This is a genomic window from Oligoflexus sp. (assembly GCF_035638955.1).
Classification (GTDB): domain Bacteria; phylum Bdellovibrionota_B; class Oligoflexia; order Oligoflexales; family Oligoflexaceae; genus Oligoflexus.
This window is the reverse complement of the sequence record NZ_DASQYZ010000098.1, coordinates 1-17,036: the sequence shown is the minus strand read 5'-3', so window position 1 is coordinate 17,036 and position 17,036 is coordinate 1. Positions and strand designations below refer to the sequence as shown.

Genomic DNA, 17,036 nt, shown 5'->3' with positions numbered 1-17,036 from the left:
GTGGACCCCAAATTTGCGGCGATCATCGCGGACCTCTCATGGGAAAGACCAAAGCCTCTGCAAGAAGAAGCCAGAAAAGCGATACTGTTGAATCTGGATCAATGGGACCTGAGTCTCTTATGTCTTGCTGGAGACAAGTCCTGTTGGAAGAACGAAGCACAGATACTTAAGAGCACGGGATACCCACGGATATTGCCAGTGCTCCCACGGATTCTGGAGTGGTATATGGATGTGAATTGGCCTGGTTTTTCTGATATTACAGAACTTCTTTCTACGGTGCCGTCGAATGAACTGATCCCCACTTTGGAGACAGTTGCATTAAAGGCACTTAAGGAGAACGACGGGATGTGGATATTTGGCCTAACTTTCCTGGTTCGAGAACTTAAAATACGTCGAGACCAATTGAGTCTGGAATCAGCAAGGAAAATCCTCTTCAAATCCAATGTCTAGCTAATTCCAGGCAGGAGCTTCGGCTCCTGCCTTCTCCGTCCCACCTCATGTCTCCTCATGTCCCTCAGAATCTGCTGACCAATCCCAAAATTTCCTCCAGTATCCAACCTGCACCAACTCTCGAAAAGGGAAAAACATGAATCGCCGAAGTCATTTATTTAACGCTTTCCTCCTCCTCACCCTCGCCGGTTGCAGCGGGACGGATAGCATCAGCAAACTCCAGCAAAACGCCAAACCGAACGATAACAACGTCCGCATCCAAAAAGTCCTGGACGCCGGTACGCTTCGCTATGTCCTGGTCAGCAACGGTAAAGGCTATGAACTGAGCTGCGAAGGCAACCCTGGAGGACTCCTCAAACTGGTCCAGGCCAGTGGCTATCCCATGGATTTTCTCAATTTCTTCCCGGCATCGCCGCTGGACAGCAAGGAAATTCAGGATCTGAACATCGCAGATCAACCGAAGCTCACCTGTCAACCTGGTGGAAAAACCTTCTATCAAGTTGAAATCGGTGGCGAGACAAAATATTTTTTCTCAGCCACCACAGGCAGCACCAAACTTTATATGGTCGGCTGTTACGCTCTGACAGCTGCGATGGGTTTCGACATCAAGAAAGCATTGCCTCTGGACTCCAGACTGGTGGGGCCTAACATGCCCTTTAACGTCGACGACGCGCAGGATATCAGTTGCATGAAAGGGGCGCCTGTTGATGGCAAAGTTGCCTGGCAGTCTGGACCGAGCGGAACCTTGCGGGTGGAGCCGGGCTCAATGCTGCAGACCTTGGTCTATGAAGCCTATGGGCTTGATGGCAGCGATGCGCCTTTGCTTGATACCTACAGTGGCTCGTGCCAATGGCTTTCATCCACACCCGTTTCAGGCGCTCTCACCATGTCGGGTATGGTTCCGCAAACCTTCGAAGGCGAATCCTGTGAAGTGACCGTGACCGCTGCGAAGGGCACGTCCATGGAGAGCACTCGCAAACTTGCTTTGTCGACCTGCGCGGCGGATCAAATTCTGCAGAGCGATGGTCAGTGTGCACGCGTAGCAAGAAATTGGAAGAAGGTGGCCGATATCGCCTTGCCTGACGAAGAGGCCACTTTTGTGAGCAAAACTCACGGCTGGAAAGTTGGACAGACATACGGGCTTGCCGACAAGGGCGAATCCTGTCCGGGCGACGAGCCACCGACTCATGCCATCTATGGAACGACAGACGGCGGCAAAACCTGGGAATGCCAGTACGGAAACCGCAACGTCATGGAATTTATGTGGTTCTTGAATGAAAAACAGGGTTGGGCCACAGGAGTAGGTGGTATCGTCAGCACGGTGGATGGCGGCAAAACCTGGACTGAGCAATTTCTCGATCAGAGTGAATTCTATCGGAAGATCCGCTTCCAGGATGCAAAGAATGGTTGGGTTCTCGGACAGAAGGAACTTTACCGTACGGCCGATGGCGGCAAAACCTGGCTAAAATCAGCAGAATTTCCCAACATGGTGAATATCAGCGACTTTACCCGAGTCTCGCTCAACGAGGGCTACGTGATCGGTTGGACCACGAATTCGACTCGGGCTCTATGGAAAACTATTGATGGCGGCGTGAACTTCCAACTCGTCAAAGACGTGCCCGACAAGGGCGCACTGTGGATAGTGGCAGCAGATCGCTTGACGCTTTTTGCTTCCGGTGGCGATGGTATCCAGCGCACACGCAACGGCGGTCTTAGCTGGGAAACAGTGTCCATGGACGGCATCAGGGGTGGTGCGGGCCGATTCAATGAGATGCAGTTTTTCGATAAGAATCGTGGCTGGATCAAATCCGGGGAGTGGGTTTATTTCACCAACGATGGCGGCCATACTTTTGTGCGCAAGGACAAGCTTGCTGCCAATCAGATTTTCTTTCCCACAGCCGACTTCGGTATAGCCGTGACTGCCGATGGTGTGTTTCACACGACTGTGAACTGAACGCTTGGGCCCGGTTTCACTTCCGGGACAGTGAGTCTCAAAATTCGAAGATAGCCTGGTTCCAGAAACGACGGCCTTGATCCTGGTCCATCCATCCCTGGTTGAAAATGGAGCTTAGGCTCGACCTCAGGGTCTCACGTCGTTTCCTGGACCAGGCTTCGCAGCCCCCAAATCCATCTTCGCCGATCTCCCGATTCCCCTATGTCACATGTCAAATCTCTCTTTTAAATCCAGTGCATAAACAGGCTTCCCGGTTTCGACTGACCAATGGGTCCTGGCCCAACACGACGAAATCACTAAGGCCAACGGCGGCATGGCTGTTGCTGAATCAAACTGTCATCTTTTATGCAGGGGTAAGACATGAGAACGCGTTGGGTTCGGATGCTTTTATTGGCTTTACCGGTCACGGTGCAAGCCCAGGCGGGGAGTGTGCATGGCATCCTCCCACCAAAGAATGTGATGGCCTTGACACCGGAAAATTTTTGTCTTGGCTTTAAAAACGTCATGACGATCACCAAACAGAGCTTTCTGGATGAGGCGAATCTCATTTGTCCCAACCAGATTCCATCGCCGCTCCTCACAACCTTGCTCAGCAATGCCTTTGCAGGCGTGGGCGAGCCTGTGATCCAGAACGTCCTGATTCAGGAAACTCCAGCCACGCAGACGACCCAGATTACAGTGGCTTATGCCATGAAAATTCCGAAGCCGCCGGTCCCGACGCTGCTCGGCGAAGAAAAGCATGTGCCGGCAGCTTATTCGGTGGATCCGCTGACGATCCGCCCGAAGTTTGCAGCTCCCGTCCCGAACCTGGGCGACGCGGACACGGCTTTCAGTGTTGAGCAACGCACGATCGTCAACGCAGCGGTGGAATTCGACGATATCTCCACGCACGACCTGAAGCTTTATCGCATGCATCCCAATAATTTTGATTTCTTTGCCGCTGTCCGGACGCTCCGCGCCCCTTCAGAACAGTTCAAGAAAGCCGTGGTCCTGCGTGGGGTTATGCGGGATCCAGCGAATCCTAATGGTTCGATCAGCATCACGGTCCTGAATTTTGTCATGAATAGCCGCGAGCAACATGAGCGTGTTGTGGAAGCTTTTTCAGCCTTTATCATCGCTGATTTAAAAGCTCTTTATACCGTCCAAAGCAAGTAACCTGAAGGAAGAGGAACAGCATATGTCAAGCAAGGTAGGACATTTCTTGTGGGCCATCAGTCTGATCATCAGTGCAGCCTGCACACCCAAAGGCGGGAAGTTTGAAGGCCCAGCCATCGATAGCAAACCCGCGGCAGCGACCACTCCGGATACCGCGCCTGTGATCGCGGTCAATATCGACGATCGCAACATCGAGCAGGTCCTTTGCGAAGAAGGTCCCAAGGTAGCTGCTGCGGCAAAGAAAGCCGACTTCAGTGAAGAGTTCAAACTTATTTGTAACGGGTCGGCCACAACTCCGGCATTCAAGGAAGCCATCACTCAGGCCTATGTGGGAACGGGGACGCCGCTGGTTAAGGTTTTGAAATTGTCGACCGCCGATAACTTTGTCACAGAGCTGGCTTTGATGTTCGCTATCAAAGCCCCTCTGGAAAATCCTTCTCTGTTTGCTGATCTGAAGCCCCATGATATTTTTGCGGCGGGTATCAAGGACAGTAACTCGGAGCTCGTGATCAAAGTCGAATCCCGTCAATCCTTTCCAGGTAAAGCCAGTGTGGAACAGATTGTTCTGAACTATGATCTGAAGCTGGCTAACGGGGCGAGTATCCATGATACCCGCCGCACGGAATTCAACACCTATCTGCTGATCGAGAACAACCGTGATATTGCCGTCTCGACGGAACATCTTTTGGATGCTGACGCCAATGAATTCTATCACAAGGCACAGGGACTGACGGTCGGAATCAAGGCCGAGCATGGCCAATCCTATATGGTCTTTGTCACCAACCTTGTGATCAAGAATCGGATTGATCCAGCCCGTCTGAACGTTACCTTGACAGCTTTGAACGGCTCTGTTGCTAAAATGTTGCAGCAGTATTTAGTCAGCAAAGCGGCTCCATGATGTTAACCAGGCGCACGAGGCGAACGAACATGAACATATCGCGCTTGCTCGTTGTTATGCTGGCACTCGTTGTCAGCCACTGTAAAAAATCATCCGACAGTAAGACTGACACTGAAGAGTCGGCAGCCGAGGCGGAAGGTGAAAAACCGGCTGTCGATACCCCTGCGGTCATCGACTATCCGAAACTCTACTGCGAAAACGTGGAAAAGATAAAGCTGCGTTCTGATGTGACTGAAGAGCTTCGTTTCTTTTGCGCTGACGGCAAGCCCACCAAAGAATTTCTTGATTTTCGGGGCGACGCCCTGAGTCAGACCCCGGGCGGCTATCAGCTCAAACTTCTGCAGGCTCAGCACGATCCTGACGGCGACCGCTCTGAGTTCTTTATCGCCTGGAGCTTTCATGTCCCCATCCGGCCTTTTGAGGTCAAAGCGAGGCCAATCTATGATTATGTGGCGCAAAATTATTCCAGTGACGTGATCGATCTGAAAGCCAACGCCGCCCGACGCCTGGAGGATCCCTTGGATTCGGGGCTGCATTTATGGTCGGCGGATATGAATTATGATCTTGTCATCAAAGGGACCCAGGGTTTAAGGCTGACCAGCCAACGGCAGACCCAATATAACCTTTACCAGGTGCAGTCCGGCAACGAGGAGATGGGCTTTGGCGTCGAGCATCTTCCAGCGAACGACAATCCGAACTATAGCCGATCGGTCATGCTCAATGTGTCATTCAATGATGGATCGGGTTACAACGATGGCAAAGGCGGAACGGTCGTGATCACCCTTTTGCATTTTGTCTTGAGCAACCAAGGGTTCCCGGCGACGGCGACCAAATCCATTCAGGAGATCGCCCAGAACGCAGCGGATGGCATGTACAACGGCCTCAAGGAATAAGGAGTCAACCCATGCAATACACTTTCGCCCTTGCAGCGTGCCTACTGGCTGGCACGGCTTGTACGAAACGCAGAGATTCTGTAGTCCAGGATGAGGGGCCTCGGTCCTTTGCATCGGCCCCGATTCAGACCTGGCAGGATATTGGTGACATCACAACCGAGCCGACGGCCATTCGCCGTGACCTTCAATCGATCTTTTGTCTGCATGTCTATAAACTGCCACTGAAGGCGGATTTTTCGGAGGAGTTGAAAGTTCTCTGTGATAACAAAAAACCCAGCAGCACGTTTGACCAGATCGATCGTTATGCTGGCAGAATCGGCGAGTCCCCACGTTCCATTCAACTCGAACTGGAGCATGACGCTGATGGTTTTACACGTGGCACTTCCGTCACCGTCTATCGTGTCCCGATCGCTCCCAAATGGGTGCGGAGCGCCAGCATTCCATCTTATATGGTCGCGACCAGTGTGTTCCCCTACGTGCAGCTCGAAGGTTCCGTGACGGACGATCTGACGTCCACCCTGGGGGGTGACCTTCAGTTTGGAAAATGGCATCTCGCCTATCACTCCAACGTGCAGACGCCAGCGCAAACAGCTTTTTCCAATGACCGCAAGACGGCCCTCAACAGCTACCAGGTTGAAGGCGGCAATCCTGATATTGGCATCGGTGCCGAACATTTGCTCGATGCCGACAACCCTGATTTCAAATACTACAACACGACCACCATCACCATCGGTAACGAGGACGGCGGCAGCACGCTTATCACGATTATCCGCCTTGCCGTACGGCATAACGGTTTTCCAGAGCTTGCCGCCCAGACCTTCAGTGACATCGCGACCTCGCAGGCCACGCACGTGCGTGACGGTTTGATGGCAGAAAAGGCTGCAGGACGTTTTCCGGATTGATCCTTCCCGAGGTTAAAACCTCTGTATCGACTGAGTAGAAATAGGGCAAATTAAAGGGTCGTAAAGAAAACTTAAACTACGATTTCTTTAAGCATTGCCCAGTCTTCTGCCTACAAAGCGCTTGGATCGGTCATTCTCGATCGCCTAACGTCAAGAAGGTACTGCTCTTCTCCGATACGTTTCAAAATTCACCAAGGGAAATGGAATGATTGCAAACTTCCGCGTAATGGCAGGGCTATTCGTATTTTTTGTCGGTTTTTTTTGGTCTGGAGCCACGTCAATGGCTCTCGTTCAAACTTTGCAGATTCGGGAAGTGACCTTTAATATTTCTGAAGACTCGTCCGCAATTTCGCCTCTGCCTTGGCGGATAACTCCGCTTACGATAGGTGGCACGCCAAATCTCGCAAGTTCCATGACAATGCGAAAGAAACCCGAGCATGGTGCGTTGCTGTTCCGCGGGTTGGGCTGGGAATATGGCTCAACAAACGATTATGCTTATTTCCCCACCCGCAATTTCTTTGGAAAAGACACGTTTCAGTTTGAGTATACGGATCCTGCAGATCTGACAAGACTGTACCGGGTCGTGGTCACCGTTAACATCGCATCAGTCAACGACCAGCCATTCGTCTGGGCGCCGTCCAAGATCTATGCTCAGCCTGGGCGAGAAACTGTAGGGAACATCTTCGCCTCTGATGAAGATTTCTCAAACCTGGCCATCACAGCCGCAGGCTTGCCAGTGGGTGCAATCTTTGATGCGCCCACGCGAACGTTAAGATGGACACCTGCCTCCAAAGACGTTGGAATCTACTCAGTCAGATTCTCAGCTACCGATGGAATCTCGACAGTCACGCGGGATATGACCATCGATGTTGTCGCCCAAAACTCCCCGCGCAAGGTTTGGTACGACGGCACTACCTATCCTTTTGTCGAGGGGATTGGATGGGACACAGCAGCGTCCACTGTCAAGGAAGGTCTGGCTGGGACCAACAAATTCATTGAATACACCATCAACAATAGGAACTATTGGGGCGCCGCAGCCTACAGCTTTGGTTCGAACACACAAACCAATCTGTCCGCCTATTCTTATCTTCGCTTTGAAATGTGGTCGTCCTCCAACGTGACCGCTATGGTTTCCTTGGTGGATTATTTTACGGGCAAAGAATCCATCCGCAAGTCCTTTGCGCTAACGACCAAAGCCATTCCGGTTGAATTGAACCTGAACGAACTAGCTGCTAATGGCTTTGATATTTCGAAGACGACCAGCATTGTCATCGCAACTTCAGTTGGCACGACGACCACTTTTAAGATAGGCGTCGACAATCTCATCACTGAAGGCGTGCAGCCTGTGGTCCTCCCGCAGATCACCGAGCCTTATGTGGTTCTTGAGCATGATGCCGAATCGAAAGGGGTTCGAGCCAGGGTTCTGAATCTGCCTAATAAAGTCATCACAGCGGTCAGCTGGAACTGGTTCACGAGCACATTCATCGGGTTCAGGAACACCACAGGGCCGGTGCTCTCCTACAATGATGTGAAAGAATGCTATTCGTGCCGCAACGTCTGGGCTGACGTGACTATCGATGGCGTCGTCCATAGGGCTATCAACACCATTGGACTGCCCTATGTTCCCAATAATCCCCCGCCGGCGTTGAATTACAACGACTATATTGATATGGCAGACACCCATATTATGGGCGATCCGATTTTTGGCAATCGAGCCTATGAGTTGGCCAAGAACAAGTCCATGGCTTTGAAGAACGGAAACGGAACCGGAACTGAGAGCGGCTACAATCTCGTCACAGTAAAGGACGGGCTGCGCTGGAGTAGGGGAGTTGTACCGTATACGCTGTCTGGTCTTGATACAAGTGAGACAAACATCCTTAAAAACATGATGAAGGAGATTTTTGATCGCACTGGAATTGTCTTCATTGAAAATACTTTCGTTCCTCTGGATCCGGGCTCTCTTGATAATACAATTCCCATAAGGCATGTGACCAAAGATGATATGACCGGAGCAACCGACGCGCAGAAAATTGCCAAGTTAGGCTATTTCACCTGTGCCAGTTTTGGCTTAGGGAAGGGTGCGAAATTGCTTCTCTTGAATCGCGCTCCAGATGTGGGTTGTTTACCAGTCCTGGGAGAATTACGGCATGAGCTGTACCATGTCCTTGGCGCAGCCCATGAGCAGAAATCAGCTTTGCAGGATCCGACTGCTATCAAGCTCGATCATGTCTATCCTTGGGACGAAGACCAATTTGTCAATAATGATGCATTGATTTCTCACAAATTCGATCCTGCATCGATCATGATGTATGGAAGAGTCGCAAATTCGGTTTGTATCCCGACGGGAGTCGATGCTGCCCTGCAGCCAGTGTGGTTTTATCCTGAGCCAGCTCTCAACGCGGAACTTCAAGCCAGGCTTAACAGGATTACACCCGATATTTGTAGGAGAAATGCGGCATTTGACAAGAATCTTACCTGTATTGAGGCTTGTGCGACGAATACACTGGCGCCAGTGAGTGAAGCAACTGCATATAGTCCTGATGATGTTCTGTTGATGAAAAATTTCTATAGGCTCAACAGCGCGTTCCGCACCCAGGTTGACGCTCTGTCAGCAACCGAGAAGGCCCTGGTTACGCCTGCGTTCGGAGCAAAGGTCCTTGGCGGCATCAATTACTTTCTGAAGCAGGGAAGTGTCGATCAGGCTGTTGCGAATTCTCTGGAGTATCGCTTGATCAGCAAGACCCTGGCTGCCCTTAGGCGATCGCCAGTCACTATCGCAGAAAGCTGCCACACAGCTCCGACTGATATCATCAATGGAAGGAAGTCCTGCTCGAGGGGGCCAACCTGCGTTTCGGTGAGCGGCGAGAACAAAGTCTTCCTTGCTGGGCCGGATTTCGAAAAGAAAACATCGTTTCAGCTTGGTGAAACGGCTTGCTCCGGCGCGTACTCTGATGGTGGCCGAAAGTTCTGCATGCAGGTCAATGCACGTGGGGGAACAGCAAACGGGTCGTCAGGATTCATATCATGTAAATATAGTCTGACCGAGACGGAAATCTAAGTCATAAGTTTGAGATATCGACAGGATACCCTCGGCTCAGGCCGGGGGTATTTTTGTTTAAAGACATCCGGTTATCCGGGCACGTGTCCTTTAATAGAAAAAAACTCAAGGATATTGGCGTATTTGCCGATACGGCCTGAAAAGGAGGCCTTATGATTCGGCGCGCGGTTATGCTGGGGTTGTCTATCGCCCTCGTTCCGATAATATCGTCGTGTTCGCGCAAAGCGGAGAATAAGCACACGGGCGAATACAGCCCCGCTGTGCTGAGCGACGATGCTGTGCCCGTCATCACAGTGAGGCCCACTCGGCCTGCAGGTGGTGAGGTTGAGGGAAAAGGCCAGTCCCTTGATCCAGAAGTCGCTGAAAAACGCCGCAATGCTAATATCATTCAGCCGATCGTGTTTGGCAAAAGCGTGGCAAACATAAACATGTTTACCAAGAAAAGCGAAGCTTATAATACCCTTGTTTTTGCTCAGGATTTGGGCGGGGTCGAACGGTTTGCCGAGCATATTCTCATCGTCTGGGATGACGGCGCAGATCCAGTGCCTTTCCTGGTGGGTATTGAAGAAGGGTATGCTGGTACCATCAGTCTGCCTGCTCCCTACGGAACAGTCACAATTGGGCAGAAGATGGCCAATGTCATCTCTAATGCCGCTGAAGTGAAGACTTTTATGCTGAACGTTGGCGCCACATTCGAGAATCAACCCTCCAACTATGATTGCGAAAAAGCCCTTACCTGCCAGTATAGGGAATCCGCTGACGCCTATATCCTGGATTTCAAGCGGGGTGGGATTAGGTTGGCAAAATCCGAAGGATTGCCGCTCTCTTTCATGTATTTCTCACAGGCTCAAGTGTTTTACCCTAGAGCGACTGACCCTATAGTCTATGGAATATCGATTGCAGGAATGACCTTTTTCACGAAGCGGGCGAATTTCGAGGCCAAGTACGGTCCTCCTACAGCTTCGAATGACCTTGGCTATCTGTTCTATGATCAGACGAGTGTAGGGGTGTTGTGGGGCGGTGGCAATACCCCTCTGAGTATGGAGGCGGTAGGCACTTATCAGGGTGCGCTTAATTTTGGCGCTACCATCGGCAACCGAAAAATCAATGATTCTTTCAATTCTTATGCTGCAACTAACGCAGACCTGATCAAGTTGATTTACCGAGGTCTGCATACGGTCGCTGATCCTAATTATGATTGCCTGGCCCAGGCTACCCCGACATGTGTACTTACTGTTGTGGATGGTGGTTTCATTCAAATGCAGTTCGGCAGGAACGCTCTGCTGTTCGTTAATAACGATGCCAAGACCTGGATCCAGTACCTGGTTGATGCACCATGAAAGTATTCAAGGGAGGGGCAATGCTAAGGCTCAATCATCTGCTGCTTTGTCTGGCGGCAGCATCATCTGTTTATTCGTCATGCGCCCGGAAACGTCCGGTGGAACGCAAAGTGGACACCGAAGGCAATCGTTGGGCCAAGGTCGACTTTGAAACGGGCAAACCCTGGCTCGGAAAAGTCACGGTCGTAAACAACGGCTCGAACAGCGCCTTTGGTTTCGTCGGCATGCAGTCCGAGACCACCTTGGGCTATTTCAAGTTCACCAAGGATTACCTGCAGTACTTAAATTTAACCGATCCTTTCAAAGGTCCGAACGCGACGGATCGCGTGATCAATCAGTGGACAATCCAGCACAGTGACTATACGCAGAAAGTCAGCGGTGGTCGCGTCAGCAACGTGGAAACTGAAAACGATTTGATTCCGTTTGATGAAAAGCGTTTTTTCAAGATCAATTGGGAAAGTGCCACAATTGCCGAATCGGGCAGCTTCCCCTTTGAAATAGACGATACCTGCTGGTCCAAGCGTACCTCGCGTCTGGTTGACGATTCGCAGGAAATCGAAGTGGGTGCCATCAATTTTGTGGTCGCCGTGGATTATCAGGTGAACCCCATGTGTATCACCTATCCTCAGTATTTCCGTACTGATTTCACGCATACGATGTACTATAAATATTCGTTCATGCAGGAGAAGGATAGTACTTACAAGCCCTATGTCTACACCGGTGAAAACGATCCCCTCATGAAGAAATACGGTTACTTTCAGACCGTCGTGCAGGGTATGGATGATTTGGGTCGTCCCAAAAACACGTTTGTCATGAACCGCTGGGACGACAGCAAGACCCATACAATTTATTTCACCCAATCCTTCCCAGAGAAATACAAGTGGATTTATAGTGATCCCAAGATCGGTGTGATTGCCCGTACCAATGAACTCTTTGAAAAGAACAAGCTAAAGCTTCGCTTTGAAATTAAAGAAAGTGACGGCACCCAGAAATTGGGTGACATTCGCTACAGCTTCGTTCACTTCGTCGAAGAGGCTGACTTTCAGGCCCCGTTCGGCTATGGTCCTTCCAGTGCTCATCCTTTGACAGGTGAAATTATCTCCTCGACGAGCGTGGTATGGATCAGCGATATGAAGTATTATATTCAGCGCCTGAAGGACTATGAGGAGCATGAGGCCTCGCGGCCCGCTGTTTCACCCCTTTACCGCGAAATGAAAAAATCTCTGGGCCAGGAATCCGTAAACTGGACGTCGTCGTCCGCTTATCTGAGCGATACGCGTTACGCGACGCTCTACCGTTTCCTCCTGCCTGAGTTTACCTATGGAAATCCAGGCAGCCCGTTTGCGAGTCATGGCACCAGCCAGGACATCCTCGGTGCCCGCAAGAATCTGGAAAAACTGCAGAGCTTCCGCCTCCAGAGTTATCCGGATCTGGAAAACATGGTAACCAAGACTGAGCAGGCTATTACGGCGAAGATGAAGGCGCAGGAACTTCGGATGACGGGACCGCGCGCCCAGGCCTTCTCGACCGTATGGAACATGAATGATGAAATGTTTGCCGGTCTAGGTCCGGTCCTGAAACTTGTGGACACGGAAAAAGCCATTAACGACATTCTGTATCGGGTTGCGATTCACGAGTTCGGCCATAACCTGAGCCTTCGTCACAACTTCTATGGCACCGTAGATGCCGGAATTGAACGCAGTACCGCGACGGACGCCAAAACGCTGGTGACCTCGTCCGTCATGGACTATCTCAATCTGAAGGATGAGCTGGGTCTGGTCCAGGACTGGGAAGCCTATGATAAGGCGGCGCTGGTTTATGCCTATTCCAATGGTTTGAAAGACCTGCCGAAGGATGCTGGTGCAGTCCCACATCTTTATTGTTCGGATGAACATGTTTTCCAAAACCCTTTGTGTAACCAGTTTGATATTGGAACTTCACCGTCTGAAGTTCTTGTGAGTATGATCAATAATTATGATGAAGCCTATTACCTACGGAACTTCCGGTATGGTAGGGCTTACTGGAACACGTCGTCTTACTATGGTTCCGTATTCACGATGATGCTCGACGTCAAACGCTTTGTGAATCTTTATCAGCTGACCTTCACGTTGCCTCAGGTGGCCACCAACCTTGCCGGCATTGAAAACCTGAACCCTTTATTGCCTCAGGCCTTTACGGATGCCATTCAGCTCGATTTGAGGCAGTCGGTGAAATTGGCTGCAGCTTTCTATAACGCAGTGATCAAACAGGGTGATCTCGATCGAAGCTTCCGCGATCAGTATGACAACTTCTCAGGTTCGCTGATGCGCCTTGGGATCGGTGCGGATAAGATCTTTGCCGCTCGCTTCTTTATGGGTAACGATGCATTCCCGCTGGATCCCAACAACGCGGGCGTTCCCGTTTCATTTCTGCCACTGCGGGATGAACTTTTGATTGGCGGCTTCATTGAAACGATGCTGTCGGACTCGTTCGTGAATTCCGGGCAGATGTATCTTGGTTTCAGCGATATGAGCCGGGCTTATTTTGCCATGAACGCGGCCAGCAATTTCGATTTCACAGGTAACCGTGGCGCGATTGAGCTGACCCGCGTGGCCTGCTTCAAGCGCTCGACTTTCGCGGCGGCGTTTAACGTCGATCTGAGCACGAATCCCCTCGGCGCAGCGCCAGGGACGGACGTGCGGCTGGCTCTGCTGACGCCGACCTACAATGCCAGTGCCGATGCATACTTTGTGGATGAGCCACAGGTTGTGGTGATGCGGTTCAACGGCGACTTCTATGTGGCTGGCCTGATCAAGAACCCTTATTCGGCCGGTCTCTATTTATCAAATCCTGCGGATCTGAACGGCATATTGAATAGCTATCGTAACTATTCGCTTCTTACGGAAGGCAGGTTACCTGAGTGTCGCTGATCGCTGGGAAAAAATATCGGAAGCTTGGGCTTCTGATATTACTTACCATAACCAATGACAGGGCTTGGGCCTGGAACGCCTCCGTGTCGAGTGACCTCGCGATTCCCTTTGTGCAAGGGGATCCCGTGATGTCGTTCGGGGGGTCGTTTACGTATCCCTTAACGAAAATGTACTCGCTCTCGGCGTCACAGGGATTGGAAAAAAATCTCTACGTGGATAGCCAGACTCGGGAATTTGAAATTTCCGATACGGTGCTTTCCTTCAACGTGTATCCACGCAGCCTGATTCCGAAAGTGGGCTGGACGTTGCGCCTGATGGCAACGCTGCCGATTTCGGAAAGTTCACAGCTCAATGAAGTGTATAGCAAGCCGGAAGCCCGTTGGACGGCCGCTTATCCCTTCACCGAAACGTTCAATTTCGCCTTCAGCGCCTTTATTCGTTATACCTGGAGCCGTTATGATTCAACCAAGCCCCAGGATGGATCGGGTGGGCAGCCACTGCCCGAATATAGCGGCGGGCTCGGGCATAGTGGAAACTGGACCTTTTTACCGGATTGGACGCTGTCCTATGGGGCCAATTATTCAGAAATCAAATACCACACGATTACCTATGAAGGTCCCGGCGATCCCCCGATCAACGTGCAACCGGATCAGGCTTACTCGCTGTCTGTATCCATGAGCTGGTCGATCACACCCGAGGATACGGTGACCACATCGTACAGTTATGGTGGGATTCTGCTGCAGCCTGGTCTCGATGATTACGTGCTCTATGATGAAGAGGAATCACGCTGGGCTATCGGGTATGTCCGGAGCTTCCAGGAATAATTCCCGAGGCCAATACCAGGGCAGGGGAGCTTGAATGATGAGTTCCGCCTGCGTCATGGGATGCTGCAATTTCAAACGTGCCGCATGTAAGGCCAGCGGAGAAAACCGTGCATCCAACGCTTCCGTGCCAGCCAGCATACGCTGCGCTCCATAGTCCCTGTCTCCCACAATAGGCCATCCGCGACGGCTCAGCTGCATGCGGATCTGATGTCGCCGTCCGGTGCCCAATTTAATGGCAAGCAGGCTCCATCCCTCATGGGTTTTCAATTTAACATACGAGAGAAGACAGGCCTGAGGACCTTTGGATGGTCGATCGGTGGAGGGCGGAGCTTCCAGGATATCTTCGAGCACAGCGTGATCGGCGTCCGGTTCCCCTTCCACCAGCGTGAGATAAATCTTATCCAGACTGCGCTGTTGAAATTGTTCTCCCAAACGTCCCGCGACTTTTGAGTTGCGGGCAAACAGCGCCACACCTGAAACGGGTCGATCGAGGCGATGCACGACGCCCACATAAGGCTGGATCTCACTCTTGATTTGATCGACCAGCGGCGCCGGCAGACCTTTCGTATAACCGTGAAACAACTGACCGGCAGGTTTATTGACCGCCAGCAGCGCTTTATCCTGATACAGAATCTCCAGGACCGGCTGTCGTCCCAAGGCCAGAAAGTGGTTCATACAATCCCTCCGCGAATCAGCTATAATGGACCGAGTCCTGGAGGTCAAGTCACATGCCGGATGTTCCACTTTTGGAGCTGAACCACCTGCACATTGCCCGTTCGCGGCCCGGTGGGTTTGAACCCTTGGTTCAGAACCTGACTCTGCGCCTGGAGCGTGGCCAAAGCCTGGGATTGGTTGGGGAATCCGGCAGTGGAAAAAGTCTAACAGCTTTGGCGGCCATGAATCTTCTGCCCGAACCGGACGTGGTCCTCCGCAGTGGCGACGTGCGATTCCAAGGTCAGGATCTCAAGGCCCTGCGTCCGCGCGCCATGAATGACCTGCGTGGTTCACGCATGGCTGTGATTGTTCAGGATGCCCTGGCAGCATTGAATCCAGTGAAGCGCGTGCGGGTTCAAATGGAGGAAGTGTTTCGCTTCCATCACCAGCGTGTCTCACCACCGCGTATAAGGCTCTGTTTGGAACGAGCAGGCCTGCCCGACACGGAATCGGTTCTGCATGCCTATCCTCATGAATTATCGGGAGGCATGCGCCAGCGTTTGCTGTTAGCCATGGCCTTGCTCCTGGAGCCCGATCTGCTGATAGCGGATGAGCCGACCACCTCGCTGGATGTAACTTTGCAGGCTCGATGGGTGTCCCAGGTGCGATCCCTGCAGCAAGACCATCGCATGGGTCTTCTCTTTATTTCGCATGATCTGGCTTTGGTCGCGGAACTGTGTGAACGGATCGCCGTTCTTTATAAGGGGCAGTTAATGGAACTGGCTCCGGTCGCTCTTCTTATGCAGCGTCCCTTGCATCCTTACACACAGGCGATGATGGGGGCCCTGCCACGAGCGGGGCATAAACCGCATGTTGTGGTCCCTCCTTATCATGAAGCAACAGAATTTCAAGGTTGTCCTTATGCGGCTTCTTGCCCTCAGGTTCGCCCTCTATGTCAGCAGACAATGCCGCCGTTTGTCAAAACTGGTGAGCATGGCGTGGCTTGCCATGCTGTCTCCAACTGAGGAATCGCATGCTGCTTCTTGAAGCTCAAGATCTTTCCAAAAGTTTTGCCAGGCATCCTGCTGTCAAGGGTCTCTCCTTACAGCTCCATGCCGGTGAGGTTCTGGGCGTGCTCGGTGAATCAGGCTGTGGCAAATCAACGTTAGCTCGTCTGCTCACCGGACTGCTTAAGCCTGATTCCGGGACCGTTGTCTATGAAGGACAAAAACCTGAAGCGATGAGTCGAAGGCAGCGGGCGCGCTGGATTCAGATGATGTTCCAGGATTCCAGTGCCGCTCTGCATCCGCGCCTTCGCGTGGGTGCCGCTCTGCTGGAAGTTTTACGGACAGTATGTGGTCTCGACAGGCACGCCGCGCTTCAGGAATTGCAGACCTGGCTACCGAAAATGCAGCTGCCGGCTTCCATTTTGGAACGCTTTCCTCATCAGCTGTCGGGCGGCCAAAAACAGAGAATCTGCCTGTTGCGGGCGCTTATCCTGAAGCCCAAAGTCCTGGTCTGTGATGAGCCTGTGACGGCATTGGATCGCATGACCCAGGCCCGAGTGCTCCAGTTGATCCAAAACCTGCGCCAGGAGCTCGGATTTGCGGTTCTCTTCATATCCCACGATATCACCACGGTTCGGACCCTGGCGGATCGTGTGGCTGTCATGTACGCAGGCCAGTGGATGGAATGCGGTCCAGCCGAAGAGGTCCTGAATCGGCCCCGGCATCCCTATACGCAGTATCTTCTGCAATCCTTACCTAAACTTTACCGCGAGCCGACTTTGAAACTTATTCCGGACTTCCAGGAGGCTTCGAAACTGCGGCCCAACGAAGGGTGTCCTTTGTCGGAACGCTGTCCCTTTTCCCAGGCATCATGCAAACATACTAGCGTTGTGCCGGCACCAGGACACTTCTCAAGCTGTGTCAGGCCCGGTGTCTTTTGAAGATTCTACAGTGTCGCAGTTTTAGGCGTCTTACACCGCGTAAAACAAGGG

At 51.9% G+C, this 17,036-nt stretch carries 13 protein-coding genes; 12 read left to right on the top strand and 1 reads right to left on the bottom strand.

All coding sequences use genetic code 11. From position 1 onward, the window contains the following. The 10 genes from VE954_RS09230 to VE954_RS09185 all read left to right on the top strand — a co-directional run bounded on the left by VE954_RS09230 (position 1) and on the right by VE954_RS09185 (position 14,383). Complete coding sequence (locus VE954_RS09230; RefSeq protein WP_324951932.1) at positions 1-450, top strand: DUF5071 domain-containing protein; 450 nt, start codon at positions 1-3, stop codon at positions 448-450. Positions 451-586: 136 nt separating this feature from the next. Next, a complete protein-coding gene (locus VE954_RS09225; protein ID WP_324951930.1) occupies positions 587-2,404 on the top strand; it encodes a YCF48-related protein in 1,818 nt (605 codons plus the stop codon). A gap of 360 nt (positions 2,405-2,764) precedes the next feature. Further along, positions 2,765-3,559, top strand: a complete 795-nt coding sequence (locus VE954_RS09220; RefSeq protein ID WP_324951928.1) for a hypothetical protein — start codon at positions 2,765-2,767, stop codon at positions 3,557-3,559. A 22-nt stretch (positions 3,560-3,581) separates the two neighbouring features. Further along, a complete protein-coding gene (locus tag VE954_RS09215; RefSeq protein ID WP_324951926.1) occupies positions 3,582-4,457 on the top strand; it encodes a hypothetical protein in 876 nt (291 codons plus the stop codon). A 29-nt stretch (positions 4,458-4,486) separates the two neighbouring features. Next, positions 4,487-5,350 (top strand): hypothetical protein, encoded by an 864-nt coding sequence (locus VE954_RS09210; RefSeq protein WP_324951924.1) that lies wholly within the window; start codon positions 4,487-4,489, stop codon positions 5,348-5,350. Positions 5,351-5,361: 11 nt separating this feature from the next. After that, entirely contained in the window at positions 5,362-6,252 is an 891-nt protein-coding gene (locus tag VE954_RS09205) for a hypothetical protein (protein ID WP_324951922.1), read from the top strand. A 280-nt stretch (positions 6,253-6,532) separates the two neighbouring features. After that, positions 6,533-9,310, top strand: coding sequence for a putative Ig domain-containing protein (locus VE954_RS09200; protein WP_324951920.1), 2,778 nt, complete (start codon positions 6,533-6,535; stop codon positions 9,308-9,310). Between the two features lie 152 nt (positions 9,311-9,462). Next, positions 9,463-10,650: a hypothetical protein gene (locus VE954_RS09195; protein ID WP_324951918.1), complete on the top strand. Its 1,188-nt coding sequence runs from the start codon at positions 9,463-9,465 to the stop codon at positions 10,648-10,650. Between the two features lie 20 nt (positions 10,651-10,670). Beyond that, positions 10,671-13,559: a zinc-dependent metalloprotease gene (locus tag VE954_RS09190; protein ID WP_324951916.1), complete on the top strand. Its 2,889-nt coding sequence runs from the start codon at positions 10,671-10,673 to the stop codon at positions 13,557-13,559. 83 nt (positions 13,560-13,642) lie between these two features. Next, complete coding sequence (locus VE954_RS09185) at positions 13,643-14,383, top strand: hypothetical protein (RefSeq protein WP_324951914.1); 741 nt, start codon at positions 13,643-13,645, stop codon at positions 14,381-14,383. Here the strand turns inward: VE954_RS09185 and VE954_RS09180 are convergent. Continuing rightward, positions 14,342-15,058, bottom strand: a complete 717-nt coding sequence (locus VE954_RS09180; protein WP_324951912.1) for an RluA family pseudouridine synthase — start codon at positions 15,056-15,058, stop codon at positions 14,342-14,344. The genes VE954_RS09185 and VE954_RS09180 overlap by 42 nt on opposite strands. 53 nt (positions 15,059-15,111) lie before the next feature. On the opposite strand from VE954_RS09180, the gene VE954_RS09175 reads away from it, so the two are divergent. Then, positions 15,112-16,062, top strand: a complete 951-nt coding sequence (locus VE954_RS09175) for an ABC transporter ATP-binding protein (RefSeq protein ID WP_324951910.1) — start codon at positions 15,112-15,114, stop codon at positions 16,060-16,062. An 8-nt stretch (positions 16,063-16,070) separates the two neighbouring features. Next, positions 16,071-16,985 carry an oligopeptide/dipeptide ABC transporter ATP-binding protein gene (locus VE954_RS09170; protein ID WP_324951908.1) on the top strand — a complete coding sequence of 305 codons (915 nt, stop codon included), beginning with the start codon at positions 16,071-16,073 and terminating at the stop codon, positions 16,983-16,985. Positions 16,986-17,036 lie beyond the last annotated feature (51 nt).